The organism is Streptomyces sp. C1-1, assembly GCF_050214755.1.
Classification (GTDB): Bacteria; Actinomycetota; Actinomycetes; order Streptomycetales; family Streptomycetaceae; genus Streptomyces.
Genome location: NZ_CP189826.1, coordinates 1,639,029 through 1,654,341 on the forward strand (window position 1 = coordinate 1,639,029; position 15,313 = coordinate 1,654,341).

A 15,313-nucleotide genomic window follows, 5' to 3' on the forward strand; every position below is an offset into this window, starting at 1 on the left:
ACCGCGGTCCGGTTAAGGTGCTAGAAATCAAACGGACCTCGGTCCGGATTGTGACGGCACTGTTTCAGCATCTTTGGAGTTCGCATGTCTGTTCGTATCCTCGCGCTCGTCGGCAGCCTCCGCGCCGGCTCGACCAACCGCCAGCTCGCCGAGGCGGCCGTCAAGTTCGCGCCCGAGGGCGCGGACGTCGAGATCTTCGAGGGCCTGTCCGAGATCCCGTTCTACAACGAGGACATCGACGTCGAGGGCAAGGTCCCGGCCGCCGCCGCGCGCCTGCGCGCCGCCGCCCAGGCCTCCGACGCGTTCCTGCTCTTCTCCCCCGAGTACAACGGCACCATTCCGGCCGTCCTGAAGAACGCCATCGACTGGCTGTCCCGCCCCTACGGCGCCGGTGCCTTCGGCGGCAAGCCGGTGGCCGTGGTCGGCACCGCGTTCGGCCAGTACGGCGGCGTGTGGGCGCAGGACGAGGCCCGCAAGGCCGTGGGCATCGCCGGCGGCAAGGTCATCGAGGACCTCAAGCTGTCCATCCCCGGCTCGCTGACCCGCTTCGCCGAGACCCACCCGGCCGACGACGCCGAGGTCGCCGCGCAGCTGACCGAGGTCGTCGCCCGCCTGCACGGCCACGCGGGCGAGGCCGTCGCGGCCTGACACCGGGCCACGAAGGCCGGCAGGGGCCGGGCCGCATGGGGAACCAGTTCCGGTTGGTTCCCGACGCGGCCCGGCCCTTCGTCGTACGCCCCCTCGCATCCGCCGCCCGGCCCGTCGGCCTCCGTCACGCAACCGCCGTGGGTGCCAGCCGGTGGAGTTCCTCGAGCGCGGCCGCGACCGCGGGGCGTTCCCGCGCGCCTCGGCGGGTGCACGTGAGGAGACTGCGGTGGGGGTTACCCGTGCAGCGCACCCGGGTGATCGGCAGGTGGGGGGTGAGGTGGGCCAGTCGCGGGATGAGGGCCACGCCGAGACGGTTGGCGACGAGATGCGCGATGACGTTCCAGTCCAGGGCGTGATGGACGACGTGGGGGCTGAAGCCGGCCCTGCCGCACGCCGACATCACGTGCAGGCGGCACGGACTCTCCGGCACGGGCGCGATCCACGTCTCGTGCGCGGCATCGGCGAGATCTGCGCTCTCCCGCCCGGCCAGCGGATGCCCTTCCGGTACGACGAGGTCGAACGGGTCGTCCAGGAGCGCCTGTTGGTCGAACCGGGCGTCGCTCAGCGGCGGATTGAGCGGCGTGGCCTCGATGACCGCCAGGTCGGTCTCCCCTTCGAAGAGCAGGTCGAAGCTCTCCGGCAGGGCCGCCTCCCGGACCCGGACGGTCAGCCTCGGATGCCGTTCCTGCAACCGGGCCGCCATCGGCGCGAGCAGCACCGACAGGGCCACCGGAAACCCCGTGACGCGCAGCGGTCCGGCCGGGTCGCCGTGATCGGCGCGCAGGTCCAGCTCGGCCTGTTCCCAGCGGGCCTGGATGGCGTCGGCATGCGCCAGCAGGGTCAGGGCGGCCGGGGTGAGCCGTACCCCGCGCCCCTGCGGTTCGAGGAGGTCGACGCCCAGTTCGCGGGCGAGCTGGCGGATCTGCTGGGAGGCGGCGGAGGGCGTGAAGTGCAGCGCGCGGGCGGCCGCGGTGACCGTGCCGTAGTGGGCGACCGCCCGCAGGACGTGGAGCCGACGCAGGTCAATCATGAAGGCCAGGCTTCAAGGTCGGCTCCGACAAGTCAACCTGGACGTGTACGAATTCCGTGCCGCACCCTGGCTGTGTCGCGACGGTCAACCGCACCCGACGGACGAGGAGTCTGCCGCCATGACCAGCACCACCGGCGCCGCCGCCTGCCCGCACTGCGGCTGGCCCGACGGCGCCGAGCCCTTCCAGGTGGTGTCCCGGCACGCCACGGCCGCCGGCTGCACGCTGTGGACCCGTTGCGCCTGTGGCTCGCTGCAGGTCCGGATGGTCGACGGCTGCGGGACGCGCGTCGTCTCGCGCAGTAGTCCGGCCTGACCGCGGTCTCAGTCCAGCTCGGCGAGTCGCGCGGTGACCGGGGCGACGAACCGCTCCATCCAGGCCGCGGTCTCACCGAGCCGGGGTGCCAGGATCACCGTGTCGATGCCGAGCTCGGTGTAGCCACCGATGTCCCGCAGGAACGCGTCGAGGTCGCCGTCCGTGGCGGCCTCGCCCATGTAGGCCATGGTCTTGCGGATGCGGTCGTAGTCGCGCCCCAGGGCGTCGCAGTGGCCGCGCAGCACGTCTAGCTTGTGCCGGACCTCCTCGGGTGAGGTGGCGAAGAGATTGCAGGCGTCGCCGTACCGGGCGACCAGGCGCAGGGTTTTCTTCTCCCCGCCACCGCCGATCATGATCTCGGGGTGCGGGCTGCTGACCGGCGGCGGGACGCACAGGGTCTCGGCCAGCTTGTAGTGCTTGCCCTCGAAGGGGCCGTCGGCCTCCGGGTCCCACATCTGCAGGCAGATCCGCAGGGTCTCCTCAAGCCGCTCGAAGCGCTCGGCCAGCGGCGGGAACGGCACGCCGAGCCCCTCGTGCTCGCGGTCGTACCAGGCGGCGCCGATGCCGAGGGTGGCCCGGCCGCCGGACAGCACGTCGAGGGTGGTGGCGATCTTGGCGAGCAGGCCGGGATGACGGTACGTCACCCCGGTGACGAGCGCGCCCAGCCGGACCGTGGAGGTGTGGCCGGCGAGGTAGGCGAGCGTCGTGTAGGCCTCCAGCATGGGGTCCTCGGCACCGCCGTTGAACTCCATCTGGAAGTAGTGGTCCATGACCGACAGCCAGCTGACCCCGGCCGCCTCGGCCGCGGCGCCCGCGGCGGCGAGCTCGGAGCCGAGGGCGGCACCGCCGCCGCTGTGGTCGAACCGGTTGATGTGTACGCCCACCCGCATGTCGGTCTCCGTCCGCCGGACCTGCATCCATCGCGGGCGACGCTAGTTCTTCGAGCGCTCTCGAAGTCAAGCACGCACGGTCCGGTGGCGCGGGCGGCGGGCGGGCACCCGCCGTGCGGCGGGCAGGTTCCGCCGGACGGCGGCGGACGGGGCGGTGGGCGGGGCGTGAATCATGAGCGTCAGAGCCGCCGCGCCGTGTGTGAGGAGAAAGTCATGACCCTGGTCCCGCCCCCGTTCGACCCCGAGCTGGCAGCCGCGCTGGAACTCATCAAGGAGGTGGTGGCGCCGTCGATCACCCCCGACGAGATCGAGACGGTCCGCCAGGGCCCGGGCATCGAGATGCTGGCCGATCTCGACCTGACCGTCGGCGGCTTCTTCGAGGTCGAGGAGCGCGTCGTGCCCGGCCCCGAGGACGCGCCCGACATCTCGCTGCTGATCTGCCGCCCTTCGGGTGCGGCGGACGCGGGTCCACGGCCCGTGATCTACCACGTCCACGGCGGCGGCATGATCCTGGGCAACAACCGCGTCGGGGTGGACGTGCCGCTGGCCTGGGCGAAGGAACTGGACGCGGTCGTGGTGTCGGTGGAGTACCGGCTGGCGCCGGAGCATCCGTACCCGGCGCAGATCGAGGACGTGTACGCCGGTCTGGTGTGGACGGCGAAGCACGCCGGGGAGTTCGACGCCGACCCGGACCGGATCGTCGTCGCGGGCGCCAGCGCGGGCGGCGGGCTGAGCGCGGCTCTGGCGCTGCTCACCCGGGACCGCCAGGGGCCGCGGCCGATCGGCCAGGTCCTGATGTGCCCGATGCTCGACGACCGCAACGACACCCCGTCCACGCACCAGATGGCGGGTCTCGGCGTCTGGGACCGTACGGCCAACGAGACCGGCTGGACGGCGCTGCTCGGCTCGGCGCGAGGCGGCCCCGACGTCTCCCCGTACGCGGCACCGGCCCGCGCCGAGGACCTGACCGGTCTGCCGCCGGCCTTCCTCGACGTCGGCTCCGCCGAGACCTTCCGGGACGAGGTCGTCGCCTACGCCTCCCGGATCTGGCAGGCCGGCGGCATCGCGGAACTGCACGTCTGGCCCGGCGGCTTCCACGGCTTCGACGGCTTCGCCCCCCAGGCGTCCCTTTCCCAGTCGGCCCGCGCCGCCCACCTGGACTGGCTGCGGAGGCTCGTCAAGGACTGAGGCGGCCGGAGCGGTTCGGGGGTGCGGGTCGTGTCCCCGGTTCGCTGCTCACGGGCGTCGTCTCGGGCGAGGGCGGGAGGGGACACCCGGATCGACCGGCGTCGGAAGGGGCGCGGGGCTCCCCCGGTGGACGTCGGGTGGCGCACCATGTGCGTATGAAAGAGCTGGCGGGGCGACTGACCGCGCTGGACCCGGATGCCGGGGCCGCGGTGCAGGTCATCTCCTACTTCGATCGGCTGGCCGAGACCAGGGCCGGGCTGGAGGCCCTGGTGCGGGGCATGGCGGTGCTGGCCGGGTGTGCGGCACGGCTGGTCGAGGCCGAGCGGCGCGTGCGGGTGCGGGTGGAGCCGGACGGCACGCGGAACGACACCGACGCCGGCACTCCGCCGGACCCGGACTGGCCCTGCGCGCCATTGGAGCCCGGCGGCGCCCCCGTGCTGTGGCTGGAGCGGACGGCGACCCGGCCGAGTGTGGTCGACGCGGTGATCCTGGAGCGGGCCGCCGGTGCGATACGGCTGGTCCTGGACCGTACCCGGGGCCGCGCCCCGGCCTCCCCCGCCGACGATCCGGCGCTGGTCGAGGCCCTGCTGGACGCCACGGCGCCCGAGCCGACCCGGTTGCACGCGGCTCGCCGGCTGGGCGTCGATCCGGCGGATCCCGCCGTACGGGTCCGTGCGCTCGCCGCCTCCGACGACCGTCCCCGGATCGTGGCGGCGGGCGCCACCGAGGCCGAGCTGCCCGCGGGGCGCCTCGGTGTGGGCCCCGCCGTCCCGGTGCTGGAGCTGGCGCGTTCCTGGGCCGCCGCCCGCACCGCACTGCGGTTCACCGCCGAGGGCACCGCACAGGACCCCGGCCCCCGTGTGGTGTACGCCGATGAGCTCGGGGGCGTCGCCCTGCTCGCCGATCTGGTGGCGCCGGGCGCGGAGCCGCCGCCCGACGTCCGCGCCGTGGAGTCGGCCGCCGCGGCGGTGCCGGGACTGCTGGCCACCCTGAACGCCGTGGCGACGACGCCGAGCCAGCGTGCGGCGGCGGCCGAGATCAACGTGCACCACTCCACGCTCCAGGACCGGCTGACCCAGGCCGAGCACCTGCTCGGCTGGCCGCTGCGCACACCGCAGGGCCGACTGAGACTGCAACTGGCCCTGACGATGCGTCATTTGGCGCGGCCCTGAGCCAACTCACGGTACGGCGGCCGTCGTCGTCCTATCCGAACTCGTGCACGACCTGGATCTCGCCGACGATGTGGGCGTTGAACTCGTCGAGTTCCTCGGCGGGTACCCACAGTTCGAGGATCGTCTTGCCGCCCGCCTGCCGCACGGGGTAGCGGCTCACGAACTCCGAGTCGATCTCGAAGCGGGTGACGAACCCGGCGCCGTCGTGCTTGACGTTCCAGTCCCGGGCGATCCTGACGGCGTAGTCCTCGTCGAGCACCGGGTAGAAGATCGGCTGCTCGGGCAGCCGGGGCGGCCAGGCACGCCAGTCCAGTGCGCGGACCAGGTCGAGTTCCTTGGGGCCGGTGGGTCGCCAGAGGGTGGTCGTGGGGCGCGGGCCGGCCATGGTGTTCTCCTGGACGTGGCTAACGAAGTGCGAACGACGCCCGATGCTGCCACTCTCGACCGCTGAAGACCACGAGATCCACCGTCGGCACACGCGCGGTGAACGGCAGGGCGGCCCGCAGGCCCGCCTCGACCTCGTCGAGCACCGCGTCGTCCTGCCCCTGGGCGACCGTCAGATGCGGGTGTGCCTCGTACTTGCCGCCGTAGGGCGGGACTTCGGGCCAGCGGTCGACGACCGCCTCGGTGAGCCGGAGGAACGGGAGCTCGGGATCGGGGGCGAGGTAGAGCACCCCGGGGAAGCGTCCGCAGGTCTCGAACCGCACGTCGAAGGACTGGTGACGTCCGAAGATCTCGTCGAGGACGGCACAGGTCCCGTGGCCGACGAGGGAGGCGCGCAGGAACGGGAAGAGCACGGTGACGTGTGCCGGGACACCGGCCCGGGCCGCGGGGTCGTAGCGCTCCCGCCATTTCCGGACGGCGGGCTCCGCCTCCGGTACGGGTACGACGAGTGCAGTCTGCCCCGGTACGAATCGGTCGGAATCCTCGGCTGCCATGCCATGGGTGTACCAGCAGGATCCCGGTCGACGCGACTCAGCTCCGGCCGGGTCCGTTGCAGGCGCGGTATATGTGCCTGAGCCGACATTTTCACCGGTGTCCTATCCTGGATCGCAGGCACTTCGGGACGGAGGACCAGGGCCCCATGACCGCGACAGATCCGGCGCTCACCGCCCTCGCTCAGGGCTGGTGCGCCCTCTCGCTGCTGCACGGCAGGATCGAGGCCCACATCGAGCGCGCGCTGCAGGCCGCGCACGGCCTGAGCGTGCGGGAGTACTCGCTGCTGGACGTGCTGAGCAGGCAGCACGACGGCGAGGGCGGCCATCTGCAGATGAAGCAGGTCGCCGATGCCGTCGTCCTCAGCCAGAGCGCCACGACCCGCCTGGTGACCCGCCTCGAGGACCGTGGGCTGCTGACCCGCTACCTGTGCCCCACGGACCGGCGCGGCATCTACACCAACGTCACCGAGTCCGGACTGGAACTGCTGGAGCGGGCTCGCCCCACCAATGAGGCCGCCCTGCGCGAGGCCCTGGACGAGGCCGCACGGAACGCGGAGCTGGCACCGCTGGTCAAGGCGGTCGAGACGCTCCGCGTCCCCGCCTGAGACCGCGGCACTTCCCGCCCGAGACCACAGCCCCCGCGAGCGGCAGCGCTTCGGGGGCTTTGCTCTGCCCGAACATCCACTGCGGCCCAGTCCACTGTGGCCAATTACTTGCACACACGTGCTACCCGCCTCCAGCTTTGAGTGCACTTGCATTTAACCCGCGTCTGCAACTATTGTCGACGCTTGTTAGCGACACACGCAATCGCCTGGAAGGTTCTTCCCATGCCTCTCGCCCTCCTGGCCCTGGCCATAGGGGCCTTCGGGATCGGCACCACCGAGTTCGTGATCATGGGCGTGCTGCCCGAGGTCGCGGGGGACTTCGGCGTCTCCATCCCCACGGCCGGCCTGCTCGTCTCCGGCTACGCCCTGGGCGTCGTCCTCGGCGCTCCCCTGCTCACCGTGCTGGGCACCAGGGTGTCGCGCAAGAAGATGCTCATGTTCCTCATGGGCCTGTTCGTGGTGGGCAACACCCTGTCCGCCGTCGCCCCCAGCTTCGGCGTCATGCTCGCCGGCCGGGTCGTCGCCTCCCTCGCGCACGGCGCCTTCTTCGGCATCGGGTCCGTGGTCGCGGCCGGGCTGGTCGCACCCGAGAAGAAGGCCTCCGCGATCTCCCTGATGTTCACCGGGCTGACCGTGGCCAACGTCGTGGGGGTGCCGTTGGGCACATACATCGGTCAGGCCGCCGGCTGGCGGGTCACGTTCGCCGCCGTCGCGGTCCTCGGCATCGCGGGTCTCCTGGGCGTGGCCAGGCTGGTGCCGGAGACGGGCCGCCCGGATTCGGCCACGGTCCGTACGGAGTTCGCCGCCTTCCGCAACGCGCAGGTCTGGATCGCGATGGCGATGACGGTCCTCGGCTTCGGCGGGGTCTTCGCCGCGGTCACCTACATCACGCCGATGATGACGGAGGTCGCCGGCTACTCGGCCGGCGCGGTCACCTGGCTGCTGGTGCTGTTCGGGGCCGGGATGTTCCTGGGCAACCTGGTGGGCGGCCGGTTCGCCGACCGGGCCCTGATGCCGATGCTGTTCACCGCCCTCGGCGCGCTGTCGCTGACGCTGCTGGTGTTCACGGCGACCGCGCACGACAAGGTGCTCGCGGCGATCACCCTGACCCTGGTCGGCGCCCTGGGCTTCGCCACGGTGCCGCCGCTGCAGAAGTGGGTGCTCGACCAGGCCTCGGCCGCCCCGACGCTGGCCTCCGCCGCGAACATCGGCGCCTTCAACCTCGGCAACGCGCTGGCCGCCTGGCTGGGCGGCGTCGTCATCTCCGCCGGGTTCGGCTACACCTCGCCCAACTGGGTCGGCGCGCTGCTGACGGGCAGCGCCCTGCTCCTGTCCTTCCTGGCCGCCTTTCTGGACCGCCGCACCCGCTCGGCCGGCCGGGTCGTGACGGGTTCGGCCCCGGCCGAGAGCGCCCCCGTGCCGGCCCGGCGCTGACCGGGAACGCTCAGCGGGCCCACTTCGGAGTCCAGGTGTCCGCGCTCTGCCGGGCGGTGCCGAGGTGGGCGCGGAGCGCGGCCAGCGTCGGGTGCGGGTTGTCGGCCCGCCAGATCAACGAGTGCGGATACACGGGCGTGGGGTCGCGCAGCGGGATGCGGCGCAGGCCGTGGCCGGCCGGCCAGACCATGCGGGTCTGCACGCCGACGAAGGTCGCCAGGTGCGGGGAGTCGGCGATCGTGTCGAGGAGCGGTTCGGTGCCGAAGTCGGGACCGGTGACCTCGATGGTGAAGCCGAAGGCGGCGCCCAGATCGTCGTAGAAGGCGGCCCATTCGGTGCCCGCGACGTTGCCGGGCATCCAGATCCGGTGCCCGGCCAGCTGGGCCGGCGTGACGGCGCGGGCGGCGGCGAGCGCGTGCCCGGGGCCGGTGAGGAGCTCCAGGGGCTCGTCGTGGACGCGGGCCGCGGCGAGACCGTCGGGCAGCCGGCGCGCGGGGAGGGTGAGGGCGCGGAAGGACGCGTCGATCGTGCCGGAGCGCACGGCGGAGATCGCCGCGTCGGCGTCGAAGAGGGTCACCACGTCGAGCGCGGTCTCCGGGTGCGCGTGGTGGAAGTCCCGTAGCAGGTCGGCCGGTGCCAGGCGGCGGCCGATGACGTCGACGCGCAGGGCGCGCCGCCCCGGCCGCACCGAGGCCGCCGCCCGCTCCTCGGCCCGCAGGAGGTCGCGGGCGTGCGGCAGGAAGACCTGCCCGTCCACGGTGAGCCGGGCGCCTCGGGCGGTCCGGGTGAACAGACGCGCGTCGAGGTCCCGCTCCAGCGCCGCGACCCGCTTGGAGACGGCCTGCTGGGTGATCTCCAGGGTGAGGGCGGCCTCCCGGAACTGCCCGGCGTCCGCGACGGCCACGAAGGTGCGTACTGCGTCGAGATCCACGGCCCTTTTCTACAGCGTCCCGCGGTACTGCGCCGAGCGCCCGACCCTGACCGCCGGCTGTCCCGGGCCGGGAGTTCGGCCACAACCACCGGTTGTCTGGGGCCGGGCGTGTCGGTTGTTTGCTCACGGGCCGCGTGAGCGGCTTTGATGGCGCCGGTCGGATTCGGGCGGGGCGGGGAGACGGGCATGCGGAGCGGGCGATCGCTGGGGCGGCGGTTCGAGTGGCTGTGGGCCGCGTACGCCGTCAGCGCGCTCGGCACCTGGCTCGCCTTCGACGCGTTCTCGCTGATCGCGGTGATCGTGCTGCACGCCGGGGCGACCGAGGTCGCGGTGCTGTCGGCGGCCGGGCTGGCGGTGGGCGCGGTGGTGGCGACGCCGCTCGGGCCGTGGATGGAGTTCCGTCGCAAGCGGCCCGTGATGATGGCCATGGACCTGGTCCGCTGTCTGGTGCTGCTGACCGTTCCGGCCGCCTACGCGCTCGGCGCCCTCACCTTCGTACAACTGCTGGTTGTGGCGGTCGTCGTCGGCGCGGCCGACATCGGCTTCACGGCGGCGAGCGGGTCCTTCGTCAAGTCGCTGCTGGCGCCGGAGGACCTGCTGACCGCGAACGCGCGCTTCGAGGCGACGCAGTGGACCGCGACCATCCTGGGGCCGCCGCTGGGCGGAGCGGCGATGGGTCTGTTCGGGCCGGTGATGACCGTACTGGCCAACGCGGTCAGCTTCCTGCTGTCGGCCGTCGGGATCCGCGCGATCGGCGGCACCGAGACTCCCCCGGTCCGCACGGGCCCGGCGCCGGCCGGTGGTCTGCTCGAAGGCTGGCGGTACATCCTGGCCCACCCCGTGCTGCGTCCGCTGTTCTTCAACACGGCGCTCTACAACGCCCTGATCATGGTGTCGACCCCGCTGCTCGCCGTGCTCATGGTGGGTGACCTCGGGTTCGCGGCCTGGCAGTACGGTCTGGCCTTCTCCGTGCCGAGCGTCGGCGGGCTGATCGGCTCACGACTGGCCCGCAGGCTCGTGCCGCGCTTCGGGGAGCGGCGGGTGCTGCTCACCTCGGGGTGGCTGCGCGCGTGCTGGCCGATCGGCCTGGCCTTCGTCGGGCCGGGCACGGCCGGACTGGTGCTCGTCATGGCCGTGGAACTCGGCGTGATCACGTCCTGTGCCGTCTTCAACCCCGTGTACGCCACCACACGGCTGCGGCAGACGGACGCGGACCGGGTGGCGCGCACGCTCTCCGCGTGGTCGGTGACGAACAAGGCGACGACCGCCGCGATGACGGCCCTGTGGGGCCTGCTGGCCGGCGTGACCGGGCCCCGTACGGCGATCGCGACGGCCGGGGTACTGGTGCTGGCCACACCGCTGCTGCTCCCCCGCCGGGTCGAGGCCTCGCCGGGCCCGGCGCGGGTGCGCGCGGAGGAAGCGGCCTGACGGCACGGGCGACCCGGGCACGCCGGGTCGGGGAGTCAGCCGAAGCCCACCTCCGCCCGGGCGCGGGCCTCGTCACGGTGGCTCGAGGGCTACCAGGGGCTGGTCGTGCACGGCCCGCTGCTGGTCCTCGCCATGCTCGAACAGGTCCGTCGACGTCGGTGCCAGGGCGAAGTGCCGTCGTACGGATGGGCCTCGGTGTCCAGGGTGAGCCCGGACGGTTGGGGCGCGTCGCCGCCGCTGCGGTGGACGAGGTCCTGTTTCCTCGGTCAGAGATCACCGCTGCGTCCCCGTTTGGGGCGTACCCGGTCGACCGGCTGTGGGAAGCGGCTGTCCCGGGGGTGCCCGTCGGGGCCGAGTTCGCTGTGCCGGGGCCAGGACGGGAAGTGCAGCCAGTGCCGGCGGGTCGAGAGGGTCGGTCTCACGGAGAGCGTCGGGGCGCCAGGTGCGGGCGGTCTCCTCGAGGACGCCGAAGTCGGCCGCGGGCTCGGAATCGGAACGGGGCAACGGGACCCCCGAGGGGGTGCCTGACCAGGTGCCGCATTGTTGCGTACAAAGCCTCGGTATTGTGCGGATGGCGTCTCCGCCGCGTCAGGGGCGGGCCGCTAGCCACTGTTCAAGTCGTTGTGTCCGCCGTTGACAGGTCAGCGGATTTGGCCGTACAAAGCAGCGGAAAGGGCTCTTCCGGTCGTACGAGGAGCAGGCACCGAGCCCAGGACCGACCTGGGCGCGCGCCGGCGAGTTGCTGCGGACGCGGTCCCCCATCACAACCCGGAGGCATGACCGTGGAACTCCCCCTTTCCGGCATCACCGTGGTCAGCCTCGAACAGGCCGTGGCCGCGCCCTACGCCACCCGTCAGCTCGCCGACCTGGGCGCCCGCGTGATCAAGGTGGAACGTCCGGGCGAGGGCGACTTCGCGCGCCGCTACGACACCACCGTGCACGGCCACTCCAGCTACTTCGTGTGGCTCAACCGCTCGAAGGAGTCCCTCACCCTGGATCTGAAGGACCCGCGCGGGATGGAGATCCTGCACCAACTCCTCGCCGACGCCGATGTGTTGGTGCAGAACCTGGCACCGGGTGCGGTCGGCCGGCTCGGCCTCGGGGTGGACGCGCTGACCGAACGGTATCCGCGGCTCATCCCGTGCACGATCTCCGGCTACGGCACGAGCGGCCCATGGGCCGACCGCAAGTCCTACGACCTGCTGGTGCAGTGCCAGACCGGTCTGGTGTCCCTCACCGGAACGCCCGAGGAGAGCGCCCGGGTGGGGATCTCCGTCGCCGACATCGCCGCCGGGATGTACGCGTACACCGGCGTCCTGACCGCCCTGTACACACGGGCCACGACCGGGCGCGTCCACCCCGTGGAGGTGTCCCTGTTCGAGGCGCTGGCCGAGTGGATGGGGCAGCCCGCCAACTACACCCGCTACGGCGGCAGTCAGCCCGCCCGGCTGGGCACCCAGCACGCCACCATCGCCCCGTACGGCGCCTTCCCGACCGCCGACGGCAAGCAGGTGCTGTTCTCCATCCAGAACGAGCGCGAATGGGCGGCCCTGTGCGGGCGGTTCCTGGGACGGCCGGAGTTGACGGACGACCCTCGCTTCGCCACCGGATCCCAACGGGTGGCGCACCGCGAGGAGTTGAACGCAGTCGTTGCCGAGCGCCTCGCCCGCTCCGACGCCGAGGAGGTCCTCAAGGACCTGGAGGACATCGGCATCGCCTGCGCCGGGGTCAACGACGTCGCCGCGTTCCTCGACCACCCGGTGCTGGCGGAGCGCGGACGCTGGCGGGAGGTGGCAGTGCCCGGCGCCACCGTGCGGGCACTGCTGCCGCCGGCCGACCTCGCGGGGGTGCCCGCCCGCATGGACCCCGTACCGGACGTCGGCGAGCACACCGAATCGATCCTCGCCGAACTCGGCCGTACTCGGGCAGACATCGAGGCGCTGCGCGCCGACGCCGTCGTCTGAACCACCTCGATGACCCCGAGCCAGGCCACCGTTACGGAAGATGTGGAGATCCGTCGATGAGCGTCCTGGACACCCTCTCCGCCGACGAGCGTCTCGTCGTGCGGACCGTGCGCGAGTTCGTCGACAAGGACGTCAGACCCGTCGTGCGGGAACTGGAGCACACCGACACCTATCCCGAGGCCCTCATCGAGCGCATGAAGGAACTCGGCGTCTACGGACTGGCGATCCCCGAGGAGTACGGCGGCAACCCGGTCTCCACGCCCTGCTTCGTGCTGGTCACCGAGGAGCTGGCACGCGGCTGGATGAGCCTGGCCGGGGCGATGGGCGGGCACACCGTCGTGGCGAAGCTCCTGCTGTCGTACGGCACCGAGGCACAGAAGCGGCGGTACCTGCCCCGCATGGCCACCGGGGAGGTCCGCGCGACGATGGCGCTCACCGAACCGGGCGGCGGTTCGGACCTGCAGGCCATGACGACCGTCGCGCGCCGCGAGGGCGACGAGTACGTGGTCGACGGGGCGAAGACGTGGATCACCAACGCCCGCCGCGCCGGCCTGATCGCGCTGCTGTGCAAGACCGACCCGGCCGCCCGGCCGCGCCACGCGGGCATCTCGGTCCTGCTGGCCGAGCACGGTCCCGGACTGGTCGTCTCCCGGGACCTGCCCAAGCTCGGGTACAAGGGGGTGGAGAGCTGCGAGCTGTCCTTCGAGGACCACCGGGTGCCGGTGGACGCCCTGTTGGGCGGCGCGGAGGGGCAGGGTTTCGCCCAGATGATGAAGGGACTCGAGACCGGCCGCCTCCAGGTCGCCGCCCGCGCGCTGGGGGTGGGGCGGGCCGCCCTGGAGGACTCGCTGCGCTACGCGCAGGAGCGCGAGAGCTTCGGCAAGCCGATCTGGCGCCACCAGTCCGTCGGGAACCACCTCGCCGACATGGCGACCAAGCTCACCGCGGCCCGCCAGCTGGTCCTGTACGCGGCCCGTGCGGCGGACGCCGGGCGCCGGGTGGACATGGAGGCGGGCATGGCGAAGCTCTTCGCGTCGGAGACGGCGATGGAGATCGCGCTCGACGCGGTCCGCATCCACGGCGGTTACGGCTATTCGACGGAGTTCGACGTCGAGCGGTACTTCCGGGACGCCCCGCTGATGATCGTCGGCGAGGGCACCAACGAGATCCAACGCAACGTCATCGCACGCCAGTTGGTGGCGCGGGGCGGCCTCGATGACTGAGGGTTCGCAGCGGGAGAGCACGTACGTCCGACTCGCCCGTCAACTGCGGGCGGCGATCCTGCGCCACGACTATCCCGACGGGGTGCGGCTGCCCACCGAGGCCGAACTCGCCGAGACGTACCGGGTGAGCCGGCAGACCGTACGGCGGGCCTTCCAGGACCTCGTGGCCGAGGGACTGGTGTACCGGGTACCGGGGCGCGGCACGTTCGCGACGCCCCGGGAGGAGCAGTACCTACGGCAGTTCGGCTCGGTGGACGACCTGATGGGGCTGTCCATCGACACCCGCATGGACGTCGTCACGCCCCTGCACCGCCGGGTGGACGTCGACGCCGCGGGCCGCCTGGGCCTGCACACCGACCGGGTGCACAAGCTGGCGTTCCTGCGGCTCCACGAGGACGTCGCGTTCTGCCACACGTCGGTGTGGCTGCCGCCCGCCGTCGGCCGACTCCTGGAAACGGTGAAGGAGTTGACACTGCCGGGCACGCCCAACGCCTTCACCGTCATCGGCCTGCTGGACCGGTGGCTGCCGGAACCGATCGCCGAGGCCGAGCAGAGCATCACGGTCGCCGAGGCCACGGCGGACCTCGCCGAGCACCTCGGCTGCGAACCCGGCCGCCCCCTGCTGCGCATCGACCGCGTCTACCGGACCGTCGCCGGGCAGCCCGCCGAACTGGCCATCAGCCACTTCCTGCCGGAGCACTACTCGTATCGCGTACGGCTGCGGCGCAGCGGTGCCCCGACAGCCGGTTCACCTGTGACTCACCAGGGCAGCGGCCCGTCGACGTCGAAGTAGCCGCCGGTCGGGCCGTCCGGGCCGATCTGCGCCATGCGGACGATGACCTCGGCGCCCTGCTCGACGCTCTGCGTGCCCGTGTTGCCGTTCAGGTCCGTTTTGGTGAACCCGGGTTCCACGGCGTTGATCCGCATGTCCGGGAACGCCTTCGCGAACTGCACGGTGAGCATGTTGACCGCCGTCTTGGACGTCGGATAGGCGATGCCCGGGTAGAAGTGGGCGGGGTGAACGGGGTCGGAGAGGTTGGTCAGCGAGGCCAGGCCGCTGCTGACGTTGACCACCACCGGGGCGGCCGAGCGTCGCAGCAGGGGAAGGAAGGCGTGCAGGACCCGCACCACGCCGAAGACGTTGGTCTCGAAGGTCGTGCGCATGTGGTCGGCGGTCACGGTCTCGGCGACCGGCACGCTGTTGTCGTCGGTCCGGGTCTCGATCGCGGCGTTGTTGATCAGTACGTCGAGGCCGCCGGCCGCTTCGACGGTCTTGACCGCGGCGTCGACGGAGGCGTCGTCGGTGACGTCGAGCTGTACGAACCGGGCGCCCAGTTCCTCGGCGGCCCGTAGGCCGCGCTCCGCGTCACGGGCGCCGACCCAGACGGTGTGCCCCGCGGCGACGAGCCGGCGGGCGGTCTCGCGGCCGAGACCCTTGTTCGCTCCGGTGATGAGTGTTGTCGTCATGCCGTCCACCGTGCCGCCCGGCGAGGGGGGCAGCCAGTCGCCTCCGCTTCCTGGGACTGCCGGTACCAGGCACATCCGGGGC

At 72.2% G+C, this 15,313-nt stretch carries 16 protein-coding genes; 10 read left to right on the forward strand and 6 right to left on the reverse strand.

Annotation, left to right across the window (positions count from 1 at the left end; translation table 11 throughout):
* Positions 1–84: 84 nt before the first annotated feature.
* A complete protein-coding gene (locus ACQF4J_RS07500) occupies positions 85–648 on the forward strand; it encodes an NAD(P)H-dependent oxidoreductase (protein ID WP_351572981.1) in 564 nt (187 codons plus the stop codon).
* A 124-nt stretch (positions 649–772) separates the two neighbouring features.
* Here the strand turns inward: ACQF4J_RS07500 and ACQF4J_RS07505 are convergent, their stop codons facing one another.
* Positions 773–1,678, reverse strand: coding sequence for a LysR family transcriptional regulator (locus tag ACQF4J_RS07505; protein ID WP_427165238.1), 906 nt, complete (start codon positions 1,676–1,678; stop codon positions 773–775).
* A gap of 118 nt (positions 1,679–1,796) precedes the next feature.
* Here ACQF4J_RS07505 and ACQF4J_RS07510 point away from each other — a divergent pair, with 118 nt between their 5' ends.
* Positions 1,797–1,991 carry a hypothetical protein gene (locus ACQF4J_RS07510; protein ID WP_351572987.1) on the forward strand — a complete coding sequence of 65 codons (195 nt, stop codon included), beginning with the start codon at positions 1,797–1,799 and terminating at the stop codon, positions 1,989–1,991.
* A gap of 8 nt (positions 1,992–1,999) precedes the next feature.
* Here the strand turns inward: ACQF4J_RS07510 and ACQF4J_RS07515 are convergent, their stop codons facing one another.
* A complete protein-coding gene (locus ACQF4J_RS07515) occupies positions 2,000–2,881 on the reverse strand; it encodes an LLM class F420-dependent oxidoreductase (protein ID WP_427165241.1) in 882 nt (293 codons plus the stop codon).
* Positions 2,882–3,094: 213 nt separating this feature from the next.
* On the opposite strand from ACQF4J_RS07515, the gene ACQF4J_RS07520 reads away from it, so the two are divergent.
* Positions 3,095–4,069 (forward strand): alpha/beta hydrolase, encoded by a 975-nt coding sequence (locus ACQF4J_RS07520; protein ID WP_351572993.1) that lies wholly within the window; start codon positions 3,095–3,097, stop codon positions 4,067–4,069.
* Between the two features lie 155 nt (positions 4,070–4,224).
* Complete coding sequence (locus tag ACQF4J_RS07525) at positions 4,225–5,241, forward strand: helix-turn-helix domain-containing protein (protein WP_351802101.1); 1,017 nt, start codon at positions 4,225–4,227, stop codon at positions 5,239–5,241.
* A gap of 31 nt (positions 5,242–5,272) precedes the next feature.
* On the opposite strand, the gene ACQF4J_RS07530 is transcribed toward ACQF4J_RS07525, so the two are convergent.
* Together ACQF4J_RS07530 and ACQF4J_RS07535 are read right to left on the reverse strand one after the other, a co-directional pair.
* A complete protein-coding gene (locus ACQF4J_RS07530) occupies positions 5,273–5,626 on the reverse strand; it encodes a hypothetical protein (RefSeq protein ID WP_351573000.1) in 354 nt (117 codons plus the stop codon).
* Positions 5,627–5,645: 19 nt separating this feature from the next.
* A complete protein-coding gene (locus ACQF4J_RS07535) occupies positions 5,646–6,179 on the reverse strand; it encodes a 2'-5' RNA ligase family protein (protein WP_351573003.1) in 534 nt (177 codons plus the stop codon).
* A 146-nt stretch (positions 6,180–6,325) separates the two neighbouring features.
* Here ACQF4J_RS07535 and ACQF4J_RS07540 point away from each other — a divergent pair, with 146 nt between their 5' ends.
* Both ACQF4J_RS07540 and ACQF4J_RS07545 read left to right on the forward strand, forming a co-directional pair.
* Positions 6,326–6,784 carry a MarR family winged helix-turn-helix transcriptional regulator gene (locus tag ACQF4J_RS07540; protein WP_351802098.1) on the forward strand — a complete coding sequence of 153 codons (459 nt, stop codon included), beginning with the start codon at positions 6,326–6,328 and terminating at the stop codon, positions 6,782–6,784.
* A gap of 222 nt (positions 6,785–7,006) precedes the next feature.
* A complete protein-coding gene (locus ACQF4J_RS07545) occupies positions 7,007–8,218 on the forward strand; it encodes an MFS transporter (RefSeq protein WP_351802096.1) in 1,212 nt (403 codons plus the stop codon).
* Between the two features lie 10 nt (positions 8,219–8,228).
* On the opposite strand, the gene ACQF4J_RS07550 is transcribed toward ACQF4J_RS07545, so the two are convergent.
* On the reverse strand, positions 8,229–9,149 hold the full coding sequence (locus tag ACQF4J_RS07550) for a LysR family transcriptional regulator (protein WP_351573012.1): 921 nt from the start codon (positions 9,147–9,149) through the stop codon (positions 8,229–8,231).
* A gap of 186 nt (positions 9,150–9,335) precedes the next feature.
* Between ACQF4J_RS07550 and ACQF4J_RS07555 the strand changes: the two genes are divergently transcribed.
* The 4 genes from ACQF4J_RS07555 to ACQF4J_RS07570 all read left to right on the forward strand — a co-directional run bounded on the left by ACQF4J_RS07555 (position 9,336) and on the right by ACQF4J_RS07570 (position 14,557).
* Positions 9,336–10,577, forward strand: coding sequence for an MFS transporter (locus ACQF4J_RS07555; protein WP_351573014.1), 1,242 nt, complete (start codon positions 9,336–9,338; stop codon positions 10,575–10,577).
* A 782-nt stretch (positions 10,578–11,359) separates the two neighbouring features.
* The gene (locus tag ACQF4J_RS07560; RefSeq protein ID WP_427165246.1) at positions 11,360–12,541 is read left to right on the forward strand and encodes a CaiB/BaiF CoA transferase family protein; all 1,182 of its coding nucleotides are present in this window, start codon (positions 11,360–11,362) and stop codon (positions 12,539–12,541) included.
* 56 nt (positions 12,542–12,597) lie between these two features.
* Complete coding sequence (locus ACQF4J_RS07565) at positions 12,598–13,764, forward strand: acyl-CoA dehydrogenase family protein (RefSeq protein ID WP_351802091.1); 1,167 nt, start codon at positions 12,598–12,600, stop codon at positions 13,762–13,764.
* Positions 13,757–14,557, forward strand: a complete 801-nt coding sequence (locus ACQF4J_RS07570; RefSeq protein ID WP_427165248.1) for a GntR family transcriptional regulator — start codon at positions 13,757–13,759, stop codon at positions 14,555–14,557. Before ACQF4J_RS07565 ends, ACQF4J_RS07570 begins: the two co-directional genes overlap by 8 nt.
* Here ACQF4J_RS07570 and ACQF4J_RS07575 read toward each other — a convergent pair.
* Positions 14,524–15,231 carry an SDR family oxidoreductase gene (locus ACQF4J_RS07575; RefSeq protein ID WP_351573028.1) on the reverse strand — a complete coding sequence of 236 codons (708 nt, stop codon included), beginning with the start codon at positions 15,229–15,231 and terminating at the stop codon, positions 14,524–14,526. The genes ACQF4J_RS07570 and ACQF4J_RS07575 overlap by 34 nt on opposite strands.
* Between the last annotated feature and the right edge of the window lie 82 nt (positions 15,232–15,313).

Bases quoted from the DNA above. Each gene is read 5' to 3' on its own strand.
- ACQF4J_RS07535 (WP_351573003.1), bottom strand. From the start codon at position 6,179: ATGGCAGCCGAGGATTCCGACCGATTCGTACCGGGGCAGACTGCACTC.
- ACQF4J_RS07575 (WP_351573028.1), bottom strand. From the start codon at position 15,231: ATGACGACAACACTCATCACCGGAGCGAACAAGGGTCTCGGCCGCGAG.
- ACQF4J_RS07525 (WP_351802101.1), top strand. From the start codon at position 4,225: ATGAAAGAGCTGGCGGGGCGACTGACCGCGCTGGACCCGGATGCCGGG.
- ACQF4J_RS07520 (WP_351572993.1), top strand. From the start codon at position 3,095: ATGACCCTGGTCCCGCCCCCGTTCGACCCCGAGCTGGCAGCCGCGCTG.
- ACQF4J_RS07505 (WP_427165238.1), bottom strand. From the start codon at position 1,678: ATGATTGACCTGCGTCGGCTCCACGTCCTGCGGGCGGTCGCCCACTAC.
- ACQF4J_RS07515 (WP_427165241.1), bottom strand. From the start codon at position 2,881: ATGCGGGTGGGCGTACACATCAACCGGTTCGACCACAGCGGCGGCGGT.
- ACQF4J_RS07510 (WP_351572987.1), top strand. From the start codon at position 1,797: ATGACCAGCACCACCGGCGCCGCCGCCTGCCCGCACTGCGGCTGGCCC.
- ACQF4J_RS07530 (WP_351573000.1), bottom strand. From the start codon at position 5,626: ATGGCCGGCCCGCGCCCCACGACCACCCTCTGGCGACCCACCGGCCCC.
- ACQF4J_RS07545 (WP_351802096.1), top strand. From the start codon at position 7,007: ATGCCTCTCGCCCTCCTGGCCCTGGCCATAGGGGCCTTCGGGATCGGC.
- ACQF4J_RS07540 (WP_351802098.1), top strand. From the start codon at position 6,326: ATGACCGCGACAGATCCGGCGCTCACCGCCCTCGCTCAGGGCTGGTGC.
- ACQF4J_RS07565 (WP_351802091.1), top strand. From the start codon at position 12,598: ATGAGCGTCCTGGACACCCTCTCCGCCGACGAGCGTCTCGTCGTGCGG.
- ACQF4J_RS07570 (WP_427165248.1), top strand. From the start codon at position 13,757: ATGACTGAGGGTTCGCAGCGGGAGAGCACGTACGTCCGACTCGCCCGT.
- ACQF4J_RS07500 (WP_351572981.1), top strand. From the start codon at position 85: ATGTCTGTTCGTATCCTCGCGCTCGTCGGCAGCCTCCGCGCCGGCTCG.
- ACQF4J_RS07555 (WP_351573014.1), top strand. From the start codon at position 9,336: ATGCGGAGCGGGCGATCGCTGGGGCGGCGGTTCGAGTGGCTGTGGGCC.